The organism is Geothrix sp. (assembly GCF_020622065.1).
In the GTDB taxonomy this organism is placed as follows: Bacteria; Acidobacteriota; Holophagae; order Holophagales; family Holophagaceae; genus Geothrix.
Genome location: NZ_JAHRYQ010000001.1, coordinates 586,614 through 609,462 on the forward strand (window position 1 = coordinate 586,614; position 22,849 = coordinate 609,462).

The window sequence follows — 22,849 nt, forward strand, 5'->3', positions numbered from 1 at the left end:
GGGTGCGCCCCCGCGGGGCGCGCGCACGGATTCAAGTCTAGCCGAGCCCGGCCTTAAGACGGAGGATGAGGCAGGCCGGCTTTTGCAGGATTCAAGTCGGGCTCCCCCCGCTCCGATGCCCCATCTGAGGACGCCCATGAGCCAGGAAAGGCGACATTACCAAAGGATTCCCATGGAAGCCGCCCTGAGCTTCCAGGAGCTCAGCTTCCACAAGGGCGAAACCCCCGCCGTCAGCAGCTACCGGGATGTCTCCATCGGGGGGCTCTTGGTTGACTCCCCCCGGGCCTACCCCCTGGGAACCCTCCTCAAGCTGGAGATCCGTGTGCCCGGCTGGGGCCGGTTCCAGAACCACTTCGGTCCCGCCCAGGAGGCCGATGTCCGCCCCCTGGTCGCCCTGGGCACCGTGGTCCGCGTCGAACAGTTGGACGAAGGAGGCTACGAACTGGGCGTCAAGTTCCAGAATGTGTACCCGGATGACCTCGAAGCGCTCATGAAGTTCGTGGCGGCCTCCGCCCCCCCGTCCCCCCTCTGACCCTGATTTCCCACCCTTTAGGAGGCCCCCGTGAAGATCCTCATCGTGGACGATTCCTCGACGATGCGGCGCATCATCATCAACACCCTGTCCCGCATCGGCTACACCGATGTGGTGGAAGGTGAAAACGGCAAGTCCGGGCTGGAAAAGCTCGGCCAGGGCGGTGTGGAGATGATCATCACCGACTGGAACATGCCGGAGATGGATGGCCTCGAGTTCGTGAAGACCGTGCGTGGCCAGAATCCGGCCATTCCGATCCTCATGGTGACCACCAACGCCGCCAAGGAGGACATCGTGGAGGCCCTCCAGGCCGGCGTGAACAACTACGTGGTGAAGCCGTTCACCCCGGAGACCCTCAAGGAAAAGATCGAATCCCTCCTGGGGTAGGGAGCAGCCTTATGGACCAGTCAGAGATCGACGCCCTCCTCGCCGGAGGCGGCAAGCCTTCCAAAAAAGCCAAGGCCGCGGCGAAAGCTCCGGCCGAACCTCCTGTGGCGGCTGCGGCACCGGCCCCTGCACCGGCCACGCCTTCCTCCGAACCCCACAAGGATGGCGCCGGCCATGTGATCTCCGAGTTGGACACGGTCACGGCCGTGACCGAGCGGGAGTCCAACAAGGTCATGGACCAGCTGGATCAGATCAGCCGCCTGGTGTCCCGGCAGCAGCAGCTGATCACCGACATGATGCGCCACGAGGGCGCCCAGACCCCGGGCGTGCAGAAGGCCATCCACGAGGTCATGAGCGCGGGCAAGGAGATCCAGGACAAGGTCTTCGAGGCCATGGACCTGATGCAGTTCCAGGACATCACCCGGCAGAAGCTGGAGCGCATCGTCCACCACCTGCGCCAGATCCACGACTACATCGTGGACCTGCTGGGCACGGGTCTGAAGAGCGACGCCGAACGGCCCTCCATCAGCCACACCATCGCCCAGACCGGCACCACGCCCGATGAGAACAAGGCCCACGCGGATTCCGTGGTGGAGGCCTTCAAGCAGCAGAAGAAGGGGTAAGTCATGGCCGCCGAGACCACCCAGGCCCTTCTCGCCAGCGAACTGGTCCCATCGGGCCAGCTGGTGACCTTCACCCTGGATGGGGTGGAGTTCGGTCTGGACATCGACCGGGTCCAGGAGATCACCCACCGTTCCGATGTGACCCCGGTGCCCGGCAGCCCCAGCTTCATCCTGGGCGTCATCAACCTCCGGGGCCTCATCATCCCGGTCATCGACAGCCGGATCCGCTTCCACCTGGCGTCCCAGGAACCGACCCCCAAGACCCGCATCATCGTGCTGCGCCTGGCCAGCGGGCCCACGGGCCTGCAGGTGGATTCCGTGGCCGAGGTGGTGAGGCTGGAGGATCACACGATCCGCGAGACCCCGCCCCTGGTCGCGGGCATCCGGTCCGAGTATCTGGCGGGCATGGTCACGGTGGGGAGCCGCCTGATCACCCTGATCCACCTGGAGAAGCTGCTGGACAGCTCCGAGCTCAGCCGCCGGACGGAGCTCGAGGATCTGGGCATGGCCGGGGCCCTGGCCATCGGCTCCGAGGACTTCGAGGAAGAGGCCGAAGCCGACGGTCGGCCCTTCGTAACCTTCCGCCTCGGCGTCGAATCCTTCGGCATCGCCCTCCAGCAGGTGGAGGAGATCGTCGAACTGCCCGCGGTCACCAAGGTCCCGGATGCGCCGGACTATGTCCTCGGGGTCATCTGCCTCCGGGATCAGGTCATGCCGCTGATCGACCTGTCCGAGATCCTGTCCATCCAGCAGGGGGACACCGAGCGCAAGCGCGACATGGTGGTGCTGCTTTCCTTCGGCTCCGCCCGGATCGGCGTGGTGGTGGACGAGATCCAGGAGATCCTCCGCGTGCAGGACGGCCAGACGCTGCCGCCGCCCCAGACCCTGTCCGAGGCCGAGCGGGAGCACCTGGAAGGCATCCTGCTGCTGCCGGGGCGCATGGTGAGCCTCATCAATGTCCTGAAGATCATCACGGGCGACGATCAGGAGAAGATCGCGGCCATGGGTCAGGGCCTCGGCCTCACCGACGCACGCGTCCAGGAATCGATTCCCAGCCTCGAGCTGGTGGTGTTCCGCCTCGGCCCCGAAAACTACGGCCTGCGACTGCATGAGGTCCGCGAAATCATCATGGTGGGCCAAGTCACCCCCGTGCCCCGGGCCCCCCAGTTCGTGGATGGCGTGCTGAACCTCCGGGGCGAGGTGATGCCCGTGGTGGATCTCCGCACGCGGTTCGGCCTGGAGCGCGTGGAGGCCACTTCCATCTCCCGGATCCTCATCACCAGCATCGGCGGGGTATTCACGGGCCTGGTGGTGGACGCGGTGGATGAAGTGCGGCCGGTGGAGCTGCACCGCTTCGGACCCCCGCCCTCCGTCACGGCCGTGGGCGCCAACCGCTACATCGAAAAGGTGGCGCGGCTCGACAACGGCATGATCTTCCTGCTCGAGCTGCAGCAGCTTCTGACGGACGCCGAGACCGAACAGCTCCAGGGACTCCAGGGGCGCCGGACCACGGCCAACAAGATGGGTGAGCCATGAGCGACTTCGCCCTCGACGATCCCAGCTTCTACGAGGATTTCCTCGTCGAGGCCCAGGAGCACTTCGAGCAGATCGAGACCAACTTCCTCGCCCTCGAGGAAGCCCCGGGCGACCTGGACCTGCTGAATGCCATCTTCCGCAGCGTGCACACCATCAAGGGCGCCGCCGGCTTCCTGGGCCTGCAGAAGGTCCAGGCCCTGGCCCATGTCGGCGAGAGCGTGCTGGACGACCTCCGCAAGTCCCGCATGGAGCTCAACGAGCGCGTGATGGAGCTGCTCTTCGAGACCGTGGACATGCTCAAGGTCCTGGTGGACGATGTCCGCATCCAGGTCCGGAAACAGGGCGAGCCCGAGGACCCCGATCCCAGCGAGCTCATCCGCAGCCTGGAAGTCATCCGCAAGGGCGGTGCTGCCGCGGCGGCCGTACCCCAGGCGGCGGCCCAGGGGAACCTGCATCTGCCCGCACTCCTGCAGGGGTTGGACGAGGTCGGGCGCAAGGCCGGCGAGGCCGCCCTGGCCGAAGGCAAGTCGGTGGTGGGCATCCACGCGGAACTGGACTCCGCCATCTACGGCACGGCCTTCAATCCCCTCTCCCTCTTCCAGATGGTGGAGCTGGTGGGCCGGCTGCTGTACCGGCAGATGATCCCCCGGGAGCCCCTGGTGGATCTCGACAGCTTCGAGCCCCGGAACTTCCACCTGGACCTGGTCATGGTCATCGAGGCGAGCGAACCCCTCGAGGAGATCCGCAAGGTCTTCGGGGCGGTGACCCATGCGGTGGTCACCATCCTTCCCCTGGAGCTGGGGGGCTCGGCCGAGGCCGCCGCCCCTGCCGCGGAGGATCGCCGCAAGACGGGCCGCCGCGCCGCGGACGACAAGGGCGCCTCCGACACCATCCGTGTGAGCCAGGCCAAGCTCGAGCACTTCATGAACATCGTGGCCGAGCTGATCATCAGCAAGACCATGATCAGCCACCTGGTGGAGCGCCTGGTGCCCCAGGTCAACGGCCATCCGGCCGCGGGCGTGGCCAAGGAACTGGCCCATGCCTCCGTCTACCTCGATCATGTGAGCAAGGAGATCCAGGCTTCCGTGCTGGGCATCCGCATGGTGCCGGTGAAGACCATCTTCTCCAAGTTCCCCCGCATGCTCCGGGATCTGGCCAAGGCCAGCGGCAAGAAGATCGACCTGCACATGACCGGTGAGGATACCGAGATCGACAAGAGCATCATCGAGGAGCTGGGCGATCCGATGATCCATCTCATCCGCAACAGCGCGGACCATGGCATCGAATCCCCGGAAGTCCGCGTGAAGTCCGGCAAGTCCGAGGTCGGCACGGTGATCCTGCGCGCCCGCCACGAGGGCGACAGCGTGGTGGTGGAGATCGAGGACGACGGCAAGGGCATCGATCCGGCCGTCATCCGCGCCAAGGCCGTGGAGAAGGGCCTGCTCAGCCAGGATCGGGCCGACGCCATGGCCGACGACGAGGTGATCGAGCTGATCTTCGCCCCCGGCTTCAGCACGGCCGCCAAGGTGACCGACATCTCGGGCCGGGGCGTGGGCATGGATGTGGTGCGCTCCAATGTCCGCAAGCTCAACGGCCGCGTTGGCGTCCGTTCCACCGTGGGCAAGGGCTCGATCTTCACCATCAAGCTGCCGCTCACCCTCGCCATCATCGACGCCCTGCTGGTGAAGAGCGGTGGCCAGGTCTTCGCCATCCCCGGCACGGCCGTGGAGGAGACCCTGATCGTTCCTCCCGAGAGCCTTTCCCACCTCACCAGCCGTCAGGCCATCAACCTGCGCGGCGAGGTGCTGGGCGTCTCCCGGCTCCGGACCCTGCTCCGCTCGACGACGGCCGCCGATGCCGCGGATGAGGATGGCCTCTCCGTGGTGGTGATCGCTTCCGCGGGGCGCCGCATGGGCATCATCGTGGATGCCTTCGTGCGCCGCCAGGAAGTCGTCATCAAGCCGCTGGCGCCGTACCTCGCCAGCCTGCCGGGCATCAGCGGCGCGTCCATCATGGGCGATGGCGGCGTCGTGCTGATCCTCGACCCTGCTGAACTCCTGCAGCTCGCCGTCCAGGAGGCCGTGTGAACCTGGGCGCCGCCCCTTCGCCCCCCGAGGCGCGGGCCCACGCCGAGGGCCACGAGACCGCCCAACAGCGGTTCATGACCTTCTTCCTGAATGACCGGGCCTACGGCCTGCCGCTGAACCATGTGGCGGAGATCTGCCCCTTCCGGGAGCTGAACAAGCTGCCCCACATGCCCCGGTCCGTGGAAGGCATCCTCGACCTGCGAGGCCGGGTGGTGCCGGTGGTCAACCTGCGCCTGCGCATGTCCCTCCCGCGTCTGGACGCCTCCAAGGTCGGCACCATCCTCGTGCTGGACCTGGAAGGCCAGCCCACCGGCCTGCTGGTGGATGCCGTGGATGCGGTCGTGAGCGTGCCTGCGGAGGATCTGGTCCCGGCCAGTCCGCTGCTGGCTGGCCTTGATGGCGCCTGGGTGTCGGGCTTCATCGTCCAGGGCGAGCGGGTCGTGACCCTGCTGGACGCGGCCCTGGTGGCCGCCCAGGGAACCGTCCGTGGCCAGGGCCGGCAGGGCCTGGCCACTCGGAACCTGGAGGAGCGGCTGGACGAGGATCTTCGCCGGCTCATCGCCTTGGCCCCCTCCAAGGAGCAGGGCGAACATCGCGTGCTGCCCCAGATCGAGTCCTCGGTCTCCTATACCGAGCAGGAGATGGCCAAGGTCCTGGATCGCGTGGAGGCCATGCTGGCGGGCGCGGACAAGGTCTTCCAGGGTCTCGCCTACCTCAAGCAGGAGGCGGGCATCGGCAAGCTGAAGGGCCACGAGCAGACCATCGCCGACCTGGAGCGGACCAACCAGGATCTTCAAGATGCGGTCTTCACCCTCATCCAGCAGGTCCAGTTCCAGGACATCGCCCGCCAGAAGCTGGAGCGGGTCATGGCGCACCTGAAGGGCATGCAAGTGGCGATCTCGGGGAAGTTCCGCTCCGACCGGAAGGACAAGTAGCCTCTCCAGCCCTGGAGCCGCTGCCCATCCCCGGGCACAATAGGGTTTTAGGCTCAGGAGCCCCCGTGACCAGCCAGCCCTTCACCGAAGTCCGATTCCTCGCCGGCCAGGTCGGCGAGACCGTCCGGCTGCGGGGCTGGGTCCGCAATGCCCGCACCAGCAAGACCCGCTTCATCGACCTGCGGGACGGTTCCGGCTTCGTCCAGTGCGTCGTCGGCGCCGCCGAGGCGGATCCCGAGAGCTATGACCTGGCCGGGAAGCTTACCCAGGAATCCGCCATCACTGTGACCGGCGTCGTGCAACTGCACCCCAAGACCGGCCAGCCTGAGCTGCTGGTGAAGTCCCTGGAGCTCATCGGCGGCAGCCAGGACTATCCCATCACCCCCAAGGAGCACGGCACCGAGTTCCTGATGGAGAACCGGCACCTCTGGCTGCGCAGCAAGCGCCAGTGGGCCATTCTCCGCATCCGCCACACCCTGGTGAAGGGCATCCGCGACTTCTTCGACGGCGACGGCTTCACCCTGCTGGACGCGCCCATCCTCACGCCCAGCGCCTGCGAGGGCACCAGCACGCTCTTTGGCACGGAATACTTCCACGAAGGCATGGCCTTCCTCAGCCAGTCGGGCCAGCTCTACCAGGAGCCGGGCATCGCAGCCTTCGGCAAGACCTACTGCTTCGGTCCCACCTTCCGGGCCGAGAAGAGCAAGACCCGCCGCCACCTCACGGAGTTCTGGATGGTGGAGCCCGAGGTGGCCTTCGCCCATCTGGACGATGTGATGGCCCTGGGCGAGCGCATGACCAAGTTCCTCATCCAGCGTGTGCTGGAGGGTCGCCAGGAGGAGCTTAAAATCCTGGAGCGCGACCTCGCGCCCCTGGAGACGGCCCTGAACACCACCTTCGACCGCATGACCTACACCGAGGCCGTGGAGAAGCTGAAGACCCTGGGCAGCGACATCCAGTGGGGCGAGGATTTCGGCAACGATGACGAGACCATCCTCATGAACGCCACCGACAAGCCCCTGTGGGTGCACCGCTTCCCCAAGGCCTTCAAGGCCTTCTACATGGAACCGGATCCCCTGGATCCCAAGCTGGCCCTGGGCGCCGACCTGCTGGCCCCCGAGGGCTACGGCGAGGTCATCGGCGGCGGTGAGCGCGCCTCCAGCCTCCAGTACCTCCTGGACCAGATCGACCACGAGGGCTTGAACCGCGCCGACTACGAGTGGTATCTGGATGTGCGCAAGTACGGCGGCGTCCCCCACGCGGGTTTCGGCATGGGCCTCGAACGCGCCGTGGCCTGGATCTGCAAGCTGCCGCATGTGCGCGAGACCATTCCGTACCCCCGCATGATGGGGACGCTCAGGCCATAGCACCCGGCCACGACACCGCGCCCCGCTTCGTCCCTCGCTGCATGTGCGCGAGACCATTCCGTGCCCCCGTATGATAGGGACGCTTCATCCGCAGCGCGCGGATTGGGCTGTTAACAACACTCGCTGAGAGAAGGCGGGATAACGAGGATTCGCGAAGGAAGGCCTCTCTGGGGCTGCTCTCCACATTCGCTGTTGTCTTTGCGTGCCTCTGTGAGTGTCGTGCCCTTTCGGCCGGCCGAACGGGCCCTCACAGCTGCATGACAACCCCGGGCAGCTTCTGGATCGCCTCCCGCAGCGGGGTCTCGGCCTTGTCGTGGGGCAGGGTGACCCAGAAGGTGTAGCTGATGAAGCTGCCCTTGCAGTTGGCGGTGTGCTGTTCGTCGCCCTCGGCCTGGGGGCCGAGGTGGGCGAGGATGAGCTCCATCACCATGTCGGGGCGCAGCTCTTCCTGGCGCCCGATGATCTTCATGGGAACGCGGACGGGGTAGGTGATCTCGGGGCGAGGGCAGGCATCCATGGCATCCATCTTACCGTTTGCTACGCTGGAGCGTCCGAGGTCCAGGGAGAGGGTGGGATTCCCGCACCCTTCCGCCTTGGCCGCCTTGGAGGGATGCCCGTGCTGGAACGGCTGAAGGACCTGGAAGCGCAGTCCCGGAAGCTGGACCCCGGCGCCGGGGAGCGCGCCCCGCTGTGGGAGGCCGCCCGGCAGTATGGCGAGACCTTCCTCCAGGCGCTTCCGGAGTCGCCCGCCTTCGTGCTGAAGGACCGGCCGGGGGCGGGCCTGGCTGGATTTCCCATTCCTGAGGCGGAGCGGCCCTTCTCGCAGGTGCTGGAGGCCTTGGCCGAGCATGTGGACGGCGTGGGGGCGAATGGGGCCTCGGGCCGGCATCTGGCTTTCATTCCGCCCTCATCGCTGTTCGCGGGCGCCCTGGGCGACCTGCTGGCGGCGATCACCAACCGGTACGCGGCCTACTTCTTCGCCGGGCCGGGCGCCGTGCGGATGGAAAACCAGGTGATCAGCTGGCTGGCCCACGAGGTGGGCCTCCCCGAGGGCAGCTCGGGCAACCTGGCCGCCGGCGGCAGCATGGCCCACCTGGTGGGCATCTGCACGGCCCGGGAAGCCGCGGGCCTGAAGGCCGCGGACTATCCGAAGGCCTGTGTGTACCTGTCGGATCAGGCCCACCACTGCATCGTGAAGGCGCTCCGGGTGGCGGGCATGGACGAGTCGCCCGTGCGGAGCATCCCCACGGACGCCGACTTCCGCCTGCGGCCCGAGGCCCTGGAAGCCGCGATCCAGGACGATCTTCGCGCCGGTCTCCGGCCTTGGCTGGTGGTGCCCACCGCCGGAACCACCAACACCGGGGCCGTGGATCCCCTGGAGGCCTGCGCCGACCTGGCGCAGCAGCATGGCCTGTGGATGCACACGGACGGGGCCTACGGGGCCTCGTTCGCCCTGACGGAGTCCGGCCAGGCCACGCTCCGCGGGCTGGAGCGCAGCGACAGTCTGGTGCTGGACCCGCACAAGGGGCTGTTCACGCCCCTGGGTCTCGGCATCGTGCTGGTGCGCCATCTGGATCCCCTGCGGAAGGCCCATGCCTTCCGGGCCGACTACCTGCCTTCCCCGCCCGAGGACCTGGAGGAGCTGAGCCCCTCCGAAACGACCCTGGAATTCAGCAAGCACGCCCGGGCTCTCCGGCTCTGGTTGCCCCTCCAGCTGCACGGCGCGGCGGCCTTCCGCGCGGCCCTCGACGAGAAGCTCCTGCTGGCCCGGTATGCCCATGCGCGGCTCCGGGAGATGCCGGGCGTGGACCCGGGGCCCGAACCCCAGCTGAGCGTCCTGGCCTTCCGCTTCCTGCCCGCCTCGGGAGAGGTGGATGCCTTTAACCAGGCCCTGCTGCAGCAGCTCACGGCGGAGGGCCGGATCTTCCTCAGCGGCACCCGGCTGAACGGCGCCTTCTACCTGCGCATGGCGATCCTGGCCGCCCGTACCCACCGCGAGCAGGTGGACGAGACCCTGGAGAGGCTCCAGGCGGCGGCAGCCGGACTGGCCTGACCCCGGCTTGTCCGAGCCCTAGTTGACCGGGCTCTACTTGACTTCGATCTCCCGCAGGTCCTTGCCCGGCTTGAAGCGAATGCTCTTGCCCTTGGGGATCTGGACGCTGGCGCCGGTCTTGATGTTCCGGCCCATGCCGCGCTTGCGGGGGCGGGGCTCGAAGACGCCGAAGCCGCGGATTTCGATGCGGTGGCCGTTGAGGAGGGCGTCCTTGAGGCGCTCGGTGAGCAGGTCCACCACCTGGAGGGCGGTGGCGCGGGAGCAGGGGTGAACCTTCATCAGCGAATTGGCGATGTCAATCTTGATCATCAGCGACCTCGGGCCAGGGATTGGGAGAGCCAGAATACGAGGAAGTGCGTCTAGCGTGCCAGGGTGATTTTCACATCGGTGGTTGGGGGCATGGCCATGGGCATCCCGGGAGCCGGGGTCTGGATGGTGGGGGGCATGGCCGCCGGGGCCTCGCGCCCCTGTCCCTGGGCGATGGACATGCCGCGCTCCATGTTCGACCGAGCCATGTCCGCCGTGGCCATGACGCCCTCGAGGCGGAGCTTGAACTCGCCGACATTGGTGGCCCGGAGCAGGGCCTCCTCCTCGGTGATGAGTCCCTGGCGCAATAGGAAATAGAGGCTCTGGTCGAAGGTCTGCATGCCGTACTGGGCCGTGCCGGAGGCGATGACATCCTTCAGCATCTTGGTCTTGTCCTTGTCCTCAATGCAGCTGCGCACGGTCTCGGTGGCCACCATGACCTCCACGGCGGGCACGCGGCCCTGGCCGTCGGCCCGGGGCACCAGGCGCTGGGAGATGACGCCCTTGAGCACCGCGGCCAGCTGGAGCCGGATCTGCTTCTGGTGGTGGGGCGGGAAGACGGAGATGACGCGGTTGATGGTCTCCGTGGCATCCAGGGTGTGCAGGGTGCTGAAGACCAGGTGGCCCGTCTCGGCGGCGTGCAGGGCCGTCTCGATGGTCTCCAGGTCGCGCATCTCGCCCACGAGGATCACATCGGGATCCTGGCGGAGGGCGGCGCGCAGGGCCGAGGAGAAGGTCCGGCAGTCGGCCTCGACCTCGCGCTGGTTCACGATGCTGAGGTTGTCCCGGTGCAGATACTCGATGGGGTCCTCGATGGTGAGGATGTGCTCGGTGCGGGTGGCGTTGATGAGGTCGATCATGGCCGCCAGGGTCGTGGACTTGCCCGAGCCCGTGGTGCCCGTCACCAGCACCAGGCCGCGCTGCTCCTCGCAGATGGTCTTCAGGACCTTGGGGAGCATCAAGTCGTCGATGGTGTAGATCTTCCGGGGGATGACGCGCAGCACCAGGCCCACGGTGCCCCGCTGGTTGAAGATGTTGCAGCGGAAGCGCCCCAGACTCGGCACGGAATAGGCGATGTCGAGGTCGAGGTTCTCCTTGAACTTCGCCTTCTGCTTGTCGCTGGCCATGATGGCGTAGGCCATGGCGATGGTGTCCTCCTGCACCAGCCGCTTGAACTGGGTCATGGGGGTGAGCTTGCCCCTAATGCGGGCGATGGGGTGGTTGCCGACCTTGAGGTGGAGGTCGCTCGCGCCCTGCTCGCAGACCACGGTGAGCAGTTCATTGATGTGCATGGCTTCTCCCGGGGAGGGTCCGCTTATCTTAGACCCCCTGCCGTCGAAAGGAAGGGGCTTGCAATCCATGCTCGGAAAACAGCGCGAGGTCTGGTAAAATCGAGGGTTCTGCCCGACCTTTGCCCGGGCCAACCAGGAAGTCTGATGACGCCTCTCGAAAAGATCCGCAACCTCGCCATCATCGCCCATGTCGATCATGGCAAGACCACCCTCGTCGATGCCCTGTTCAAGGGCGCCCACATGTTCCGCGACAACCAGCGCGTCCAGGAACGGGCCATGGACAGCAACGACCAGGAGCGCGAGCGCGGCATCACGATCCTGGCCAAGACGACCTCCCTGCACTGGGGCGGCTACCGCTTCAACATCGTGGACACCCCCGGCCACGCTGACTTCGGCGGCGAGGTGGAGCGCGTCCTGAGCATGGTGGATTCCGTGCTGCTGGTGGTGGACGCCTTCGACGGCCCCATGCCCCAGACCAAGTTCGTCACCCGCAAGGCCCTGGCCCTGGGGTTGCGGCCCATCGTGGTCATCAACAAGGTGGACCGCCCCGGCGCCCGCCCCGTGTGGTCCCAGGACCAGGTCTTCGACCTGCTCATCGAGCTGGGCGCCACCGAGGAGCAGCTGGATTTCCCCTGCGTCTTCGCCAGCGCCAAGATGGGCTACGCCATGCTGGACATGAACGACGCCAGCGAGAACCTGGATCCCCTCTTCGACACCATCGTCAAGCACTGCCCCCATCCCACGGGCAGCCCCGATGCGCCGCTGCAGATGCTCGTCACCCTCATGGACTGGAGCGACTTCGTCGGCCAGATCGGCATCGGCCGCATCGTGAACGGCCGCATCAAGGTGGGCGAGACCGTGGCCCTGGTGAAGCGGGACGGCAGCATCCAGCAGCACAAGGTCACCCAGCTCTACGGCTTCGAGGGCCTTTCCCGCATCCAGCAGTCGGAGGCGAGCGCCGGCGAGATCGTGGCCCTGGCCGGCATCGAGGACATCCGCGTGGGCGAGACCATCGCTGATGCCGCGAGCCCCGCGGCGCTGGAGTATGTGGACATCGACGAGCCCACCATCACCATGATGTTCATGGTGAATGCCGGGCCCTTCGCCGGCCAGGACGGCAAGTTCATCCAGAGCCGCCGCATCCGCGAGCGCCTCCAGAAGGAGCTGCAGCACAATGTGGCCCTGCGCGTGGAGGACACCGACAGCCCCGACTCCTTCAAGGTGAGCGGCCGCGGCGAGCTGCACCTCTCGGTGCTCATCGAGAGCATGCGCCGCGAGGGCTTCGAGCTGTGCGTGAGCCGCCCCGAAGTCATCCTGCACACCAACGAGCAGGGCGAGAAGCTCGAGCCCTACGAGGATGTCACCATCGACATTCCCGAGGCCTACATGGGCGTGACCATGGAGCACATGGGCAACCGCAAGGCCGAGATGCAGGACATGGCCAATGAGGGCGGGCGACTGCGTCTGCACTTCAAGATCCCCAGCCGCGGCCTCATCGGCTTCCGCAACGAGTTCATGACCGACACCCGCGGTGAAGGCCTCATCCACAGCCTCTTCAGCCACTACGGCCCCCACAAGGGCGAGCTGGTCGGCCGCAAGAACGGCGTGCTCATCAGCATGGAGACCTGCGAGGCCGTGGGCTTCGCCCTCATGAATCTGGAAGAGCGCGGCGTCATCTTCATCCAGCCCGGCACCAAGTGCTACGAAGGCATGATCGTGGGCGAGCACGCCCGGGAGAATGACCTGGTGGTGAATGTGGCCAAGGCCAAGAAGCTGTCCAACATGCGCTCCAGCGGCAGCGACGAAGCCACCCGCATCACCCCGCCGCGGGAGCACACCCTGGAGCAGGCCCTGGAATACATCGAGGCCGACGAGCTGGTGGAGGTGACCCCCAACTTCATCCGCATGCGCAAGCGCGTGCTGGACACCAACGAGCGGAAGAAATCCGAGAAGCGTTCCGACGCCTGAAGGCTTGGAAATGATTGATTCGCGCCCGGATATTTCCGGGCGCGTCTTTTTTTGGGGCTAACCGGCCCGGTCGGGAGGCGCGTAGGCTTTCCGAGTATCCCCACCGGAGGTTCGTCCTCCCGATGAACAGCTCCTTTTTCGGAGGTCCCATGCAACGGGTTCCCATCCGGTCCATTCTCGTGGGCCTGGCTTTGTGCTGCACCATCGGCGCGATGCCCGCCACGGCGGCGCCGCCCACCCTCCAGGATTTCTTCCGCAACCCCGAGAAGACGGGGTTCTCGATCTCGCCCGACGGCAAGCACCTGGCCTGGGTGGCGCCCTATCAGAGCCGCCTGAATGTCTTCGTGCGGCCCCTGGCCGGGGGGGGCGAGACCCGCGTCACCTCCGAAACCGCCCGGGACATCTCGGGCTACTTCTGGAAGGGCGACCGGATCCTCTATGTGAAAGACTTCGGTGGAGACGAGAACTTCCATGTGGTGAGCGTTGACCTGGCCGGGAAGGACCTGAAGGACCTGACCCCCGGGGACAAGCTCCGCGCCGAGATCGTGGATGACCTCGAGAACGACGACCAGCACCTGCTGCTCTCCCACAACCGCCGGGATGCCCGGGTCTTTGATGTCTACCGGGTGGATGTGAAGACGGGGAAGGAGACCCTCGTGGCCCAGAACCCCGGAAACATCACGGGCTGGGTGACCGATCACGCCGGACGGGTGCGGATCGCCACCACCACCGATGGCGTCAACAGCTCGCTGCTGTACCGGGAGAAGGAGCAGGACCCCTTCAAGCCGATCCTGACCACGAACTTCAAGGAGACGCTGGCGCCGCTCTTCTTCACCTTCGACAACAAGAAGCTCTATGTGGCCTCCAACCGGGGGCGCGACAAGGCGGCCATCTTCGAATTCGACCCAGCCACCGCCAAGGAGGGAAAGCTCCTCTTCGAGCGCCCCGATGTGGATGTCACCGGGTTGAGCTTTTCAAAGAAGCGGAAGGTCCTGACGGAGATCTCCTACACCACCTGGAAGACCCAGCGGCACTTCCTCGATGCCGAGACCAAGGCCGTGTTCGACAAGGTCCAGGCCCAGCTGCCGGGCTACGACATCGTGCTCGGACCCTACACCAAGGCCGAGGACAAGGTCATCGTCTCCACGACCAGCGACCGCACCCGGGGCAAGCGCTACCTGTTCGAGAAGGCGACGGGCAAGCTGACCTTCCTGGCGGAGGTGGCCCCCTGGCTCAAGGAAGCCGATCTCACCGAGATGAAGCCCGTCTCCTACGCCTCCCGCGACGGCCTCACGATCCACGGCTACCTGACCCTGCCCAAGGGCAAGGCGGCCAAGAACCTGCCCGTGGTCGTGAATCCCCACGGCGGCCCCTGGGCCCGCGATGTCTGGCGGTTCAACCCCGAGGTGCAGTTCCTGGCCAGCCGCGGCTACGCGGTATTCCAGATGAACTTCCGCGGCTCCACCGGGTACGGCCGGTCGTTCTGGGAAGCCAGCTTCAAGCAGTGGGGCCGCAGCATGCAGGATGATGTCACCGACGGCGTGCAGTGGCTCATCAAGCAGGGCATCGCCGATCCCAAGCGCGTGGCCATCTACGGCGGCAGCTACGGCGGATATGCCACCCTGGCGGGCATCACCTACACGCCGGACCTCTACGCCGCCGCCGTGGACTATGTGGGCGTCTCCAACCTCTTCACCTTCATGACCACCATCCCGCCCTACTGGAAGCCCTTCCTGGACATGATGTACGAGATGGTCGGAAATCCGGAGAAGGACAAGGACCTGCTGAAGGCCGCCAGCCCGGTGTTCCATGCCGACCGGATCAAGACCCCCCTCTTCATCGCCCAGGGGGCCAAGGATCCCCGCGTGAACAAGGCCGAAAGCGATCAGATGGTCGAGGCCCTGAAGAAGCGCGGCGTCGAGGTGGAGTATCTGGTGAAGGACAATGAGGGGCACGGGTTCCGCAACGAGGAGAACCGGTTCGCCTTCTATGAGGCCATGGAACGGTTCCTGGCCAAGCACCTGAAGCCCTAGACTGGGGGGGATGAACACTCCCTACCACGCCCCGCCCCGCGCCAGCTTCCGCCAGAAGCTGGGACCGGGCGGGGCGGCTTCACTGGGGCTGGCCTTGCTTGCGGGGTTCGGCCTGCTGGGCCTGCCCGTGCTGTTCCGGCTGCGGCAGGTGCTCCGGGGGGCTCACGGCGAGGAACCCGCGGCCTCGGATGCGATCCTGGTGCTGGGCCGGAAGCTGGAAGCCAATGCGCTGACGCCGGTCTTCGAGGCGCGGCTGGCCCACGCCGAGGGGCTCTGGCGGCAGGGGTTCGCCCCGCGGATCATCGTGGCCGGAGGAACCACCGGAACGGCGCTGCGCAGCGAGGCCGAGGCCGGGCGGGACTGGCTGTTGGCCCGGGGCGTCCCCGGGACGGCGATCCTCCTGGAAGACCGCAGTCAGCACACCCTCGAAAACCTCTTCAATGTGCGGGCCCACCTGCGCAGCGAGGGGTGGCGGACCCTGCTGCTGGTCACGGACCCGCTGCACCTCACCCGGGCCGGGGCCACCGCCCGGGGGTTGGACCTGGAGGTGCGCTGCACTCCCGCCCCTGATGGCCCCCCGTTCGAGCGAGGTCCCCGCCGCTGGGGGCGGGCTCTCCTGGAGGCCTTCCTGTTGCACTGGTACCACACCGGCATGGCTTACAGCCGCCTGATCCGGAGTGAAAGCCAGTTGAAGCGCGTGACCTGATTTCAGCGTCGCGGAGCGAGGCTCAAGAAGATCAGGGAGGCCGTTGCCTCGTGGCGGTAGTCCCGGCCGTCTTTCGGGAAGCCCACCTGGATGGGAAAGTCATCCCCATCTGCCCACAGCTTCAGTTGGAAGGGCTTGATCCCGTCGACCCGGCCCGCATCGACGATCCAGACGGCCCGACTCCAGGGCGCGTCCTGCTCCACCTTGATATCCAGCGGTTCCAGGGATTCGACCCGATAGACCGTCCGCCGGTGGGGATTGGGGAGTTCGAGCACGAATTGCCAGCGGCCATCCGGGAGGTGATTCATGACACCCCGGAGGCCAGGAAACCCTCGGGGATAGGTCAGGTTGTGGTCTGGGGTGGCGCAGGCCGTCAGGGCGACCAGAGACACGACGGAAAGGAGGCGACGCATGGCGAAAGCTTATCCGATGATGGAGACATGACCGGTCACCTCATTCTCGTTCCTACGCCCATCGGCAACCTCGGGGATCTCACGGATCGCGCCAAGGAGGCCCTGGCCGAGGCCGACCTGGTGGCCTGCGAGGATACGCGGCGCACCGGGGGCCTGCTCAAGCATCTCGGCATCGACAAGCCCATGCTGCGCTTCGACGACCACGCCGGCGCCGCCGCCTTCGAGCGGCTGGGGCTGGAGTTGATGTCGGGCCGCACGGTGGCCTACTGCAGCGATGCGGGCATGCCCGGCATCAACGATCCCGGCTTCGAGATCGCCCGGGCCGCCCGGGCCGCCGGGGCCAAGGTGACCGTGCTGCCCGGGGCCTCGGCCGTGCTGCTGGCGGTGGTGGCCTCAGGCCTGCCCAGCCACGCCTTCAGCTTCTGGGGCTACCTGCCCAACCGCAGCGAGCCCCGCCGCACCCTGCTGAAGAAGCTCGGCGCGGAGGAGGAGACCGTCGTGGTCTTCGAGACGCCCCACCGCATCCACGAGACCCTGTCGGATCTGGAGGCCCTGCTGGCGGACCGGGAGATCGCCCTGGGCCGGGAGCTGACCAAGCTCCACGAGACCTGGTATCGCGGGACACCCGCCCAGGTGAAGGCCCAACTCGGCCGCGAGGATCGCGGGGAGATGGTGCTGGTGCTGGCGGGGGCCGACGCGAAGCGCCTGGTCACCGAAAGCGAGGCCACCTTCGAGGGCGCGCTGCCGGCCTGGGCCGAGGCCTACCTCGCCGCCGCCCGGGAAGGCGGCATGACCCTCCGCGAGGCCGTGAAGCCCCTGGCCAAGCACCTGGGCGTGTCTGCTTCGGAGATCTACCGGCTGGCGGCGGAGCTCTGATGCCGAAGGACCCCGCCACCCGCCTCCAGTGGCTGGTGTTCGCGCTGGTCAGTGCGGTGTTCACCACGGTCTACATTCCTCAGCCGGTGCTGCCGGTGCTGCGGCAGACCTTTGGGGTGGGCGAGGGCGCGGCCTCGATGACGGTGTCGGCTGTGGTGCTGGGCATCGCCGTGGCGAACCTCCCCTTCGGGGCGCTGGCGGACCGGCTGCCCATCCGCCCCATCCTGCTCACGGGCGGCCTGGTGGTCTCGATCGCCGGGGTGGCTTCCGCGCTGGCGCCCACCCTGCCGCTGCTGGTGGCCGCGCGGTTCCTGCAGGGGCTCTTCGTGCCGGCCCTCACCACCTGCCTGGCCGCCTACCTGGCCCGGGAGATGCCCGCGGAACGGCTCAATGTGGTGATGGGTTCCTATGTGTCCGCCACGGTCGTCGGGGGGCTCTCCGGTCGCCTGTTGGGCGGGTTCATCCTGCCGCCGGCCCACTGGCGCTGGGCCTTCCTCGTCGCCGCGGGCCTGCTGCTGGCGGCCACCCTGGCGGCCCATGCCGGGCTGCCCAGAGAGCGCCACGACGAGATCCGCGGGGCCGAGACGGTGCGGTTCCGCGATGTGCTGTTCCGGCACGACCTGTTCCGCCTCTACTGCGTGAGCGCCGGGGCCTTCTTCGTGTTCTCGTCGGTCTTCAACTACATGCCGTTCTACCTCCACGGCGCGCCCTTCCACTGGTCCACCCGGGCGGTGACCCTGCTCTACCTCTCCTACCTCGTGGGCGTGGTGGCGGGGCCGCTGGCGGGGCGCCTCAGCAACCGCGTCGGCAATGGCACGGCCATGGTGGCGGGGGCGCTGACCTTCGGGGCGGGGCTCGTGGTCACCCTGGTTCCCCGGGGCTGGGCCATGGCCGCGGCCCTGGGCCTGATCTGCGCCGGCTTTTTCACCCTCCACGCCTCGGCGGCCGGGGCCCTGAACCGGAAGCTCAGCGCCGGGCGGGGCCGGGCCAATGCCTTCTATGTGCTCTTCTACTACCTGGGTGGCGCTGCGGGCATCACCCTCAGCGGCCAGGCCTACCACCTGGCGGGCTGGCACGGGGTGGTGGCCCTGGCGGCGGGCGTGCTGATGGTGCCCCTGAGCACCGGCGTGGTGGAGATGCGGCTGGCTCAGCGGGACGGTTCGGCCACCAGGTCTTCGGCGGCGCGGGCGAGGTAGCTCTCCAGCAGACCGGGCACCTGGCTGGGCGTGAGCGGTCCGTGGACCTCGTCGCCGATCATCACCACGGGCGCCAGGCCGCAGGTGCCCACGCAGCGGGTGCTCTCGAGGCTGAAGATGCCGTCCTTGCTGGTTTCGCCGAAGCGGATGCCCAGCTCGTCCTGGAGCTTCTGGGCCACCTTCTCCGCGCCCTTCACATAGCAGGCCGTGCCGAGACAGACATTGATGAGGTACCTGCCGCGGGGCTGGAGCCGGAAGTAGTGGTAGAAGGTGGCGACCCCCGTGACCTTCGCCAAGGGGATCTGCATGAGCTGAGCCACGGCCTCGAGGTGGCCGGGGCCCAGGTGACCGAAGTGGGCCTGCACCTGATGGAGCGTGGCGATGAGCAGGCTCTCGCTGTGCTCCTGGTGCCGGTGGGCATCGATGAAGGCGAGGATGTCCTCGGGCAGCATGGCGCGGAAACCGCGTTCCAGCTCGGGCCAGTTGTCGGTGGAGCAGGGGCAGCAGTCGCTCATCGGATCCCCCGGGGCGTGCGGGCGGTGTAGTGGGTGTGGAGCAGCTCATGGGCCCGATGGCTCAGGGGCTCGCCGAGGAAGTCGGCGTAGAGCTTCTGCACATCGGGGTTGTCGTGGCTGCAGCGCAGGATCTTGGCGGAATCGATGCTGTAGAGGGCCTTGGCGCGGGCGTGGGCCAGGTCGTGGTTCAGGGTGTAGGTGCCGATGGGCGGGTAGGGCTGGCCGCCCCCGCAGATGCAGCCGCCGGGACAGGCCATGATCTCGATGAGGTGATAGTCCTTCTCGCCGCGCTTCACCGCCTCCAGGAGGACCTTGGCGTTCTGGAGGCCGTTGGCCACGGCCACATTCAGGGTCTTCCCGGCCAGGGTCACGGAGGCTTCCCGGATCTCGCCGGTGACGCCGCGGACTTCGGTCAATTCCAGGTTGCCGAGGTTCTTCCCGGTCAGCTTGAAGGCCGCCGTGCGGAGCGCCGCCTCCATCACGCCGCCGGTGGCGCCGAAGATATCGCCAGCTCCCGACGAGGTCCCCAGGGGGTGGTCGAAGTCGCTGTCGGGCAGGCGGGTGAAGTCGATGCCGTAGGACTTGATCATCTGCGCCAGCTCGCGGGTGGTGATGACCGCGTCCGTGGTGGGATTTCCATCGAGGACATGCTCGGGGCGGGCGGCTTCGAACTTCTTGGCCACGCAGGGCATGACGGACACCACATAGATGTCCTTGGGATCCAACCCCTTCTGCTGTGCGTAGTAGGTCTTGATGAGGGTGGACTGCATCTGCATCGGGCTCTTGCAGCTCGACATGTGGGGGATCAGCTCGGGATAGAACTTCTCCAGGAAGCTCACCCAGCCGGGGCTGCAGGAGGTGAGCAGGGGCAGGGGGCCGCCGCCCTCCAGGCGCTTCAGCAGCTCGTGGGCCTCTTCCATGATGGTGAGGTCGGCGCTGAAGTTGACATCGAAGATGGCGTCGAAGCCCATGCGGCGCAGGGCCGTGACCATCTTCCCGGTGACCGGCGTGCCCATGGGCAGCCCGAAGGCTTCGCCGAGGGCGGCCCGGATCGCGGGGGCGGTGGTGACCACCACATGCTTGTCCGTCCGGGGGAATCCAAGCGCCTTCCAGACGCGCTCGGTGTGATCCTGTTCGAGGAAGGCGGCGGTGGGGCACACGCTCACGCACTGGCCGCACTGGATGCAGGCGCTCTCGTCCATGGGAGCCAGGTTGGCGGGGCCCACCACGGTGGTGAAGCCGCGGCCGTGCTGGCTGAGGTTGAACACGCCCTGCACCTCGCCGCAGACCCGGATGCAGCGGCCGCAGAGGATGCACTTCTCCGCATTGCGCACCACAGACGCCCCCGCGTCATCGATGGGGAATTGCTTGCGCCTGCCCTCGAAGTGCCGCTCGCGCACGCCCATGCGGTAGGCCAGGTTCTGCAGCTCGCAGATGCCATCGCGGTCGCAGGTCTGGCAGTCCTTGGGGTGGTTGTCCAGCAGCAGTTCCACGATGTCGCGGCGGGCCTCGCGGATGACGGGGCTGTTGGTCTGGACCTCCATGCCCTCCCAGGCGGTGGTGGCGCAGGAGGCCAGGCAGTGGTCGAAGCCTTCCACCTGCACCACGCAGACCCGGCAGTTGCCCTCGAGGCTGAGCTCCGGGTGGTAGCAGAGGCGGGGGATGTGGATGCCGAGTGTTTCCGCCGCGTCCATGACCGTGGTGCCGGCCGGCACGAGGATGGGTTCGCCGTCGATCTTGAGGCTGATCATCTGGGACATCGCAGACTCCTACACCCTGTCAATGGCGGCGAACTTGCAGACATCGAAGCAATTGCCGCACTTGATGCAGGCGGCCTGGTCGATCACATGGGCCTCCTTGCGGGAGCCCGAGATGCACTCCACGGGGCAGTTGCGGTCGCAGATGGTGCAGCCGATGCACTTCTCCGGATTGATCTCGTAGCGGATCAGGGCCACGCACTTCTTCGCGGGGCAGTGCTTGTCCTGGATGTGGGCCAGGAACTCGTCCCGGAAGTGCTTGAGGCTGGAGAGCACGGGGTTCGGTGCCGCGCGGCCCAGCCCGCAGAGGCTGGTGCGCTGGCAGAGGCGGGACAGGCGCTCGAGCTTGTCCAGGTCGGCCAGTTCTCCTTTGCCCAGGGTGATGCGCTCCAGGATCTCGAGGATGCGCGTGGTGCCCTCCCGGCAGGGCGTGCACTTCCCGCAGCTCTCCTCCTGGCTGAAGGCCATGTAGAACTTCGCGATGTCGACCATGCAGTCGTCCTCGCTCAGGACGATCATGCCGCCGGAACCCATGATGGAGCCGGCCTTCTGCAGCGGCTCGAAGTCGACCTCCATGCCCTGCATGGCCGCGGGGATGAAGCCGCCCGCGGGGCCGCCGGTCTGGATGGCCTTGAGCTGCTTGCCGCCGGAGACGCCGCCGCCGATGTCGTTCACGACCCGGGAGAGCGTGGTGCCCAGCGGAACCTCCACCAGACCCGTGTGGCGCACCTTGCCCGCCAGGGCGAAGACCTTGGTCCCGCCGCTCTTCTCGGTGCCGATGCGGGAATACCAGTCGCCGCCGTAGCGCAGGATGGCGGAGATATTGGCGAAGGTCTCCACATTGTTGATCACCGTGGGGTGGCCCCACAGGCCGCGATCCGTGGGATAGGGTGGACGAACCTTCGGCTGGCCTCGCTCACCTTCGATGGAGCGGATGAGGGCCGTCTCCTCGCCGCAGACGAAGGCACCCGCGCCCAGCCGGATCTCCAGGTCGAAGTCGAAACCGGAGCCCATGATGTCCCGGCCGAGCAGCCCCTGGGCGCGGCAGGCGCCGATGGCCTGCTCGATGCGCTTGATGGCCAGCGGGTACTCGGCCCGGATGTAGAAGAACCCCTTCTGCGCGCCGATGGCGAAGCCGCCGATGATCATGCCCTCGACGATGTTGAAGGGATCGCTCTCGAGCATGGAGCGGTCCATGAAGGCGCCCGGGTCGCCCTCGTCGCCGTTGCAGATGATGAAACGGGTGGCGTCGGCCTGCTTGCGGGCGAGCGTCCACTTGGTGGCCGTGAGGAAACCGCCGCCGCCGCGGCCCCGGAGCCGGGCCTTGGTGAGTTCGGAGATCACCCAGTCGGGTTCGCGGCGTTCCAGGACGGTGGCCAGGGCTTTGAAGCCATCGAAGCCGAGGTATTCGTCGAGGCTCTCGGGATCGACGACGCCGGCGTTCCGCAAGGCGATGCGGCTCTGGCGGTTGAAGAACGCCACATCTCCGTAGCGTTCCAGGAACTCCAGGGCGATGGGCTCTTCCTGCATTCGCAGGCGGGCGACCACCCGGCCTTGGAGCACATGCTCCTGGAGGATGTCCAGGAGGTCCGCCTCGGAAGTCACGCGATAGAGGATCTTCTCGGGGCGGGCCAGGAGGTAGGTGGCGGCGGGACCGCCGGCGAGGCCGCAGGCCCCGAAGCAGCTGGTGGTCGCCACGCCCACGCGGTGGGGTTCGACGCCATGCTCTGCGAGCAGGTCCAGGAACCGGGCGCGGAGGTCCACGCCGCCCTTCTGGCAGCGATCCCCTTCACAGAACAGGAACTCGCGCTCGGGCAGCACCTCGCCACTGTGATCCAGGACATGCTTCATCACCGGGACGCCGCCCTGGATGTGCTCGGTGAAGATGCGGTGGACCAGGTCGCGGTTGACGCGCTCGTACTTGACGGGCAGCTGACCGGGCAGGCGCACGCCGAGGATGGGCTCGCGCGAGCAGCGGCCCGTGCAGCCGGTGCGGTGGATGACGATGTCCTTCCGCCCGGAGGCCCGGATGTGCCGGATGAACTCCTCGGCCACGGCCTGCGATCCCGCCGCGTGCTCGCAGGTGGCGGATCCCACCTGGATGATGATCTGGTTCTCCAGGTCCCTGTCGGCCAGGGTCCGGACGGCACGGTCCGCCAGGGACCGGTAGAAGTCGCTCACGGGAAGAGGCATGAACTCTCCTGCCACCCGCTCGGGACGGGTGGATTCAAAGATGTGGAGGACGGTGGAGGGTGGGGACCCGACAC

The 22,849-nt window shown here is 67.1% G+C and carries 20 protein-coding genes; 13 read left to right on the forward strand and 7 right to left on the reverse strand.

Translation table 11 applies throughout. From position 1 onward, the window contains the following. Window positions 1-136 precede the first annotated feature (136 nt). From QZ647_RS02835 to asnS, 7 genes are all read left to right on the forward strand, one after another. A complete protein-coding gene (locus tag QZ647_RS02835; RefSeq protein ID WP_291270725.1) occupies window positions 137-532 on the forward strand; it encodes a PilZ domain-containing protein in 396 nt (131 codons plus the stop codon). Window positions 533-562: 30 nt separating this feature from the next. After that, window positions 563-919, forward strand: a complete 357-nt coding sequence (locus QZ647_RS02840; protein WP_285726717.1) for a response regulator — start codon at window positions 563-565, stop codon at window positions 917-919. 11 nt (window positions 920-930) lie between these two features. Then, on the forward strand, window positions 931-1,542 hold the full coding sequence (locus tag QZ647_RS02845; protein ID WP_291270726.1) for a hypothetical protein: 612 nt from the start codon (window positions 931-933) through the stop codon (window positions 1,540-1,542). 3 nt (window positions 1,543-1,545) lie between these two features. Continuing rightward, window positions 1,546-3,078: a chemotaxis protein CheW gene (locus QZ647_RS02850; RefSeq protein ID WP_291270727.1), complete on the forward strand. Its 1,533-nt coding sequence runs from the start codon at window positions 1,546-1,548 to the stop codon at window positions 3,076-3,078. Further along, a complete protein-coding gene (locus QZ647_RS02855) occupies window positions 3,075-5,165 on the forward strand; it encodes a chemotaxis protein CheA (RefSeq protein WP_291270728.1) in 2,091 nt (696 codons plus the stop codon). The genes QZ647_RS02850 and QZ647_RS02855 overlap by 4 nt, the downstream gene beginning before the upstream one ends. Beyond that, complete coding sequence (locus tag QZ647_RS02860) at window positions 5,162-6,100, forward strand: chemotaxis protein CheW (RefSeq protein ID WP_291270729.1); 939 nt, start codon at window positions 5,162-5,164, stop codon at window positions 6,098-6,100. Before QZ647_RS02855 ends, QZ647_RS02860 begins: the two co-directional genes overlap by 4 nt. A gap of 65 nt (window positions 6,101-6,165) precedes the next feature. Continuing rightward, window positions 6,166-7,467 carry an asparagine--tRNA ligase gene (gene asnS, locus QZ647_RS02865; RefSeq protein ID WP_291270730.1) on the forward strand — a complete coding sequence of 434 codons (1,302 nt, stop codon included), beginning with the start codon at window positions 6,166-6,168 and terminating at the stop codon, window positions 7,465-7,467. A 247-nt stretch (window positions 7,468-7,714) separates the two neighbouring features. Here asnS and QZ647_RS02870 read toward each other — a convergent pair whose 3' ends face one another. After that, the gene (locus QZ647_RS02870) at window positions 7,715-7,984 is read right to left on the reverse strand and encodes a DUF493 family protein (protein WP_291270731.1); all 270 of its coding nucleotides are present in this window, start codon (window positions 7,982-7,984) and stop codon (window positions 7,715-7,717) included. Between the two features lie 93 nt (window positions 7,985-8,077). Here QZ647_RS02870 and QZ647_RS02875 point away from each other — a divergent pair, with 93 nt between their 5' ends. Beyond that, window positions 8,078-9,520 carry an aminotransferase class V-fold PLP-dependent enzyme gene (locus QZ647_RS02875; RefSeq protein WP_291270732.1) on the forward strand — a complete coding sequence of 481 codons (1,443 nt, stop codon included), beginning with the start codon at window positions 8,078-8,080 and terminating at the stop codon, window positions 9,518-9,520. A 33-nt stretch (window positions 9,521-9,553) separates the two neighbouring features. Here the strand turns inward: QZ647_RS02875 and QZ647_RS02880 are convergent, their stop codons facing one another. Then, window positions 9,554-9,829 carry an HU family DNA-binding protein gene (locus tag QZ647_RS02880; RefSeq protein WP_286353839.1) on the reverse strand — a complete coding sequence of 92 codons (276 nt, stop codon included), beginning with the start codon at window positions 9,827-9,829 and terminating at the stop codon, window positions 9,554-9,556. Between the two features lie 50 nt (window positions 9,830-9,879). Continuing rightward, window positions 9,880-11,118: a type IV pilus twitching motility protein PilT gene (locus QZ647_RS02885; RefSeq protein WP_291270733.1), complete on the reverse strand. Its 1,239-nt coding sequence runs from the start codon at window positions 11,116-11,118 to the stop codon at window positions 9,880-9,882. A gap of 144 nt (window positions 11,119-11,262) precedes the next feature. Between QZ647_RS02885 and typA the strand changes: the two genes are divergently transcribed. From typA to QZ647_RS02900, 3 genes are all read left to right on the forward strand, one after another. Then, entirely contained in the window at window positions 11,263-13,086 is a 1,824-nt protein-coding gene (gene typA, locus QZ647_RS02890; RefSeq protein WP_291270734.1) for a translational GTPase TypA, read from the forward strand. Window positions 13,087-13,298: 212 nt separating this feature from the next. Continuing rightward, window positions 13,299-15,119, forward strand: a complete 1,821-nt coding sequence (locus tag QZ647_RS02895) for a S9 family peptidase (protein ID WP_366526150.1) — start codon at window positions 13,299-13,301, stop codon at window positions 15,117-15,119. Window positions 15,120-15,129: 10 nt separating this feature from the next. Beyond that, window positions 15,130-15,825 (forward strand): YdcF family protein, encoded by a 696-nt coding sequence (locus QZ647_RS02900; protein WP_291270736.1) that lies wholly within the window; start codon window positions 15,130-15,132, stop codon window positions 15,823-15,825. A gap of 2 nt (window positions 15,826-15,827) precedes the next feature. Here the strand turns inward: QZ647_RS02900 and QZ647_RS02905 are convergent, their stop codons facing one another. Continuing rightward, on the reverse strand, window positions 15,828-16,238 hold the full coding sequence (locus QZ647_RS02905) for a hypothetical protein (protein ID WP_291270737.1): 411 nt from the start codon (window positions 16,236-16,238) through the stop codon (window positions 15,828-15,830). 27 nt (window positions 16,239-16,265) lie between these two features. Between QZ647_RS02905 and rsmI the strand changes: the two genes are divergently transcribed. Next, window positions 16,266-17,114, forward strand: coding sequence for a 16S rRNA (cytidine(1402)-2'-O)-methyltransferase (gene rsmI / locus QZ647_RS02910; protein ID WP_291270738.1), 849 nt, complete (start codon window positions 16,266-16,268; stop codon window positions 17,112-17,114). Continuing rightward, window positions 17,114-18,310 (forward strand): MFS transporter, encoded by a 1,197-nt coding sequence (locus QZ647_RS02915; protein WP_291270739.1) that lies wholly within the window; start codon window positions 17,114-17,116, stop codon window positions 18,308-18,310. The genes rsmI and QZ647_RS02915 overlap by 1 nt, the downstream gene beginning before the upstream one ends. On the opposite strand, the gene nuoE is transcribed toward QZ647_RS02915, so the two are convergent. From nuoE to QZ647_RS02930, 3 genes are read right to left on the reverse strand one after another with little or no spacing between them, the layout of a single operon-like run. After that, window positions 18,262-18,825, reverse strand: a complete 564-nt coding sequence (gene nuoE, locus QZ647_RS02920; protein ID WP_291270740.1) for an NADH-quinone oxidoreductase subunit NuoE — start codon at window positions 18,823-18,825, stop codon at window positions 18,262-18,264. The genes QZ647_RS02915 and nuoE overlap by 49 nt on opposite strands. Further along, window positions 18,822-20,585, reverse strand: a complete 1,764-nt coding sequence (locus tag QZ647_RS02925; protein ID WP_291270741.1) for an NADH-dependent [FeFe] hydrogenase, group A6 — start codon at window positions 20,583-20,585, stop codon at window positions 18,822-18,824. Before QZ647_RS02925 ends, nuoE begins: the two co-directional genes overlap by 4 nt. A 9-nt stretch (window positions 20,586-20,594) precedes the next feature. Continuing rightward, window positions 20,595-22,775, reverse strand: coding sequence for an NADH-ubiquinone oxidoreductase-F iron-sulfur binding region domain-containing protein (locus tag QZ647_RS02930; protein ID WP_291270742.1), 2,181 nt, complete (start codon window positions 22,773-22,775; stop codon window positions 20,595-20,597). Between the last annotated feature and the right edge of the window lie 74 nt (window positions 22,776-22,849).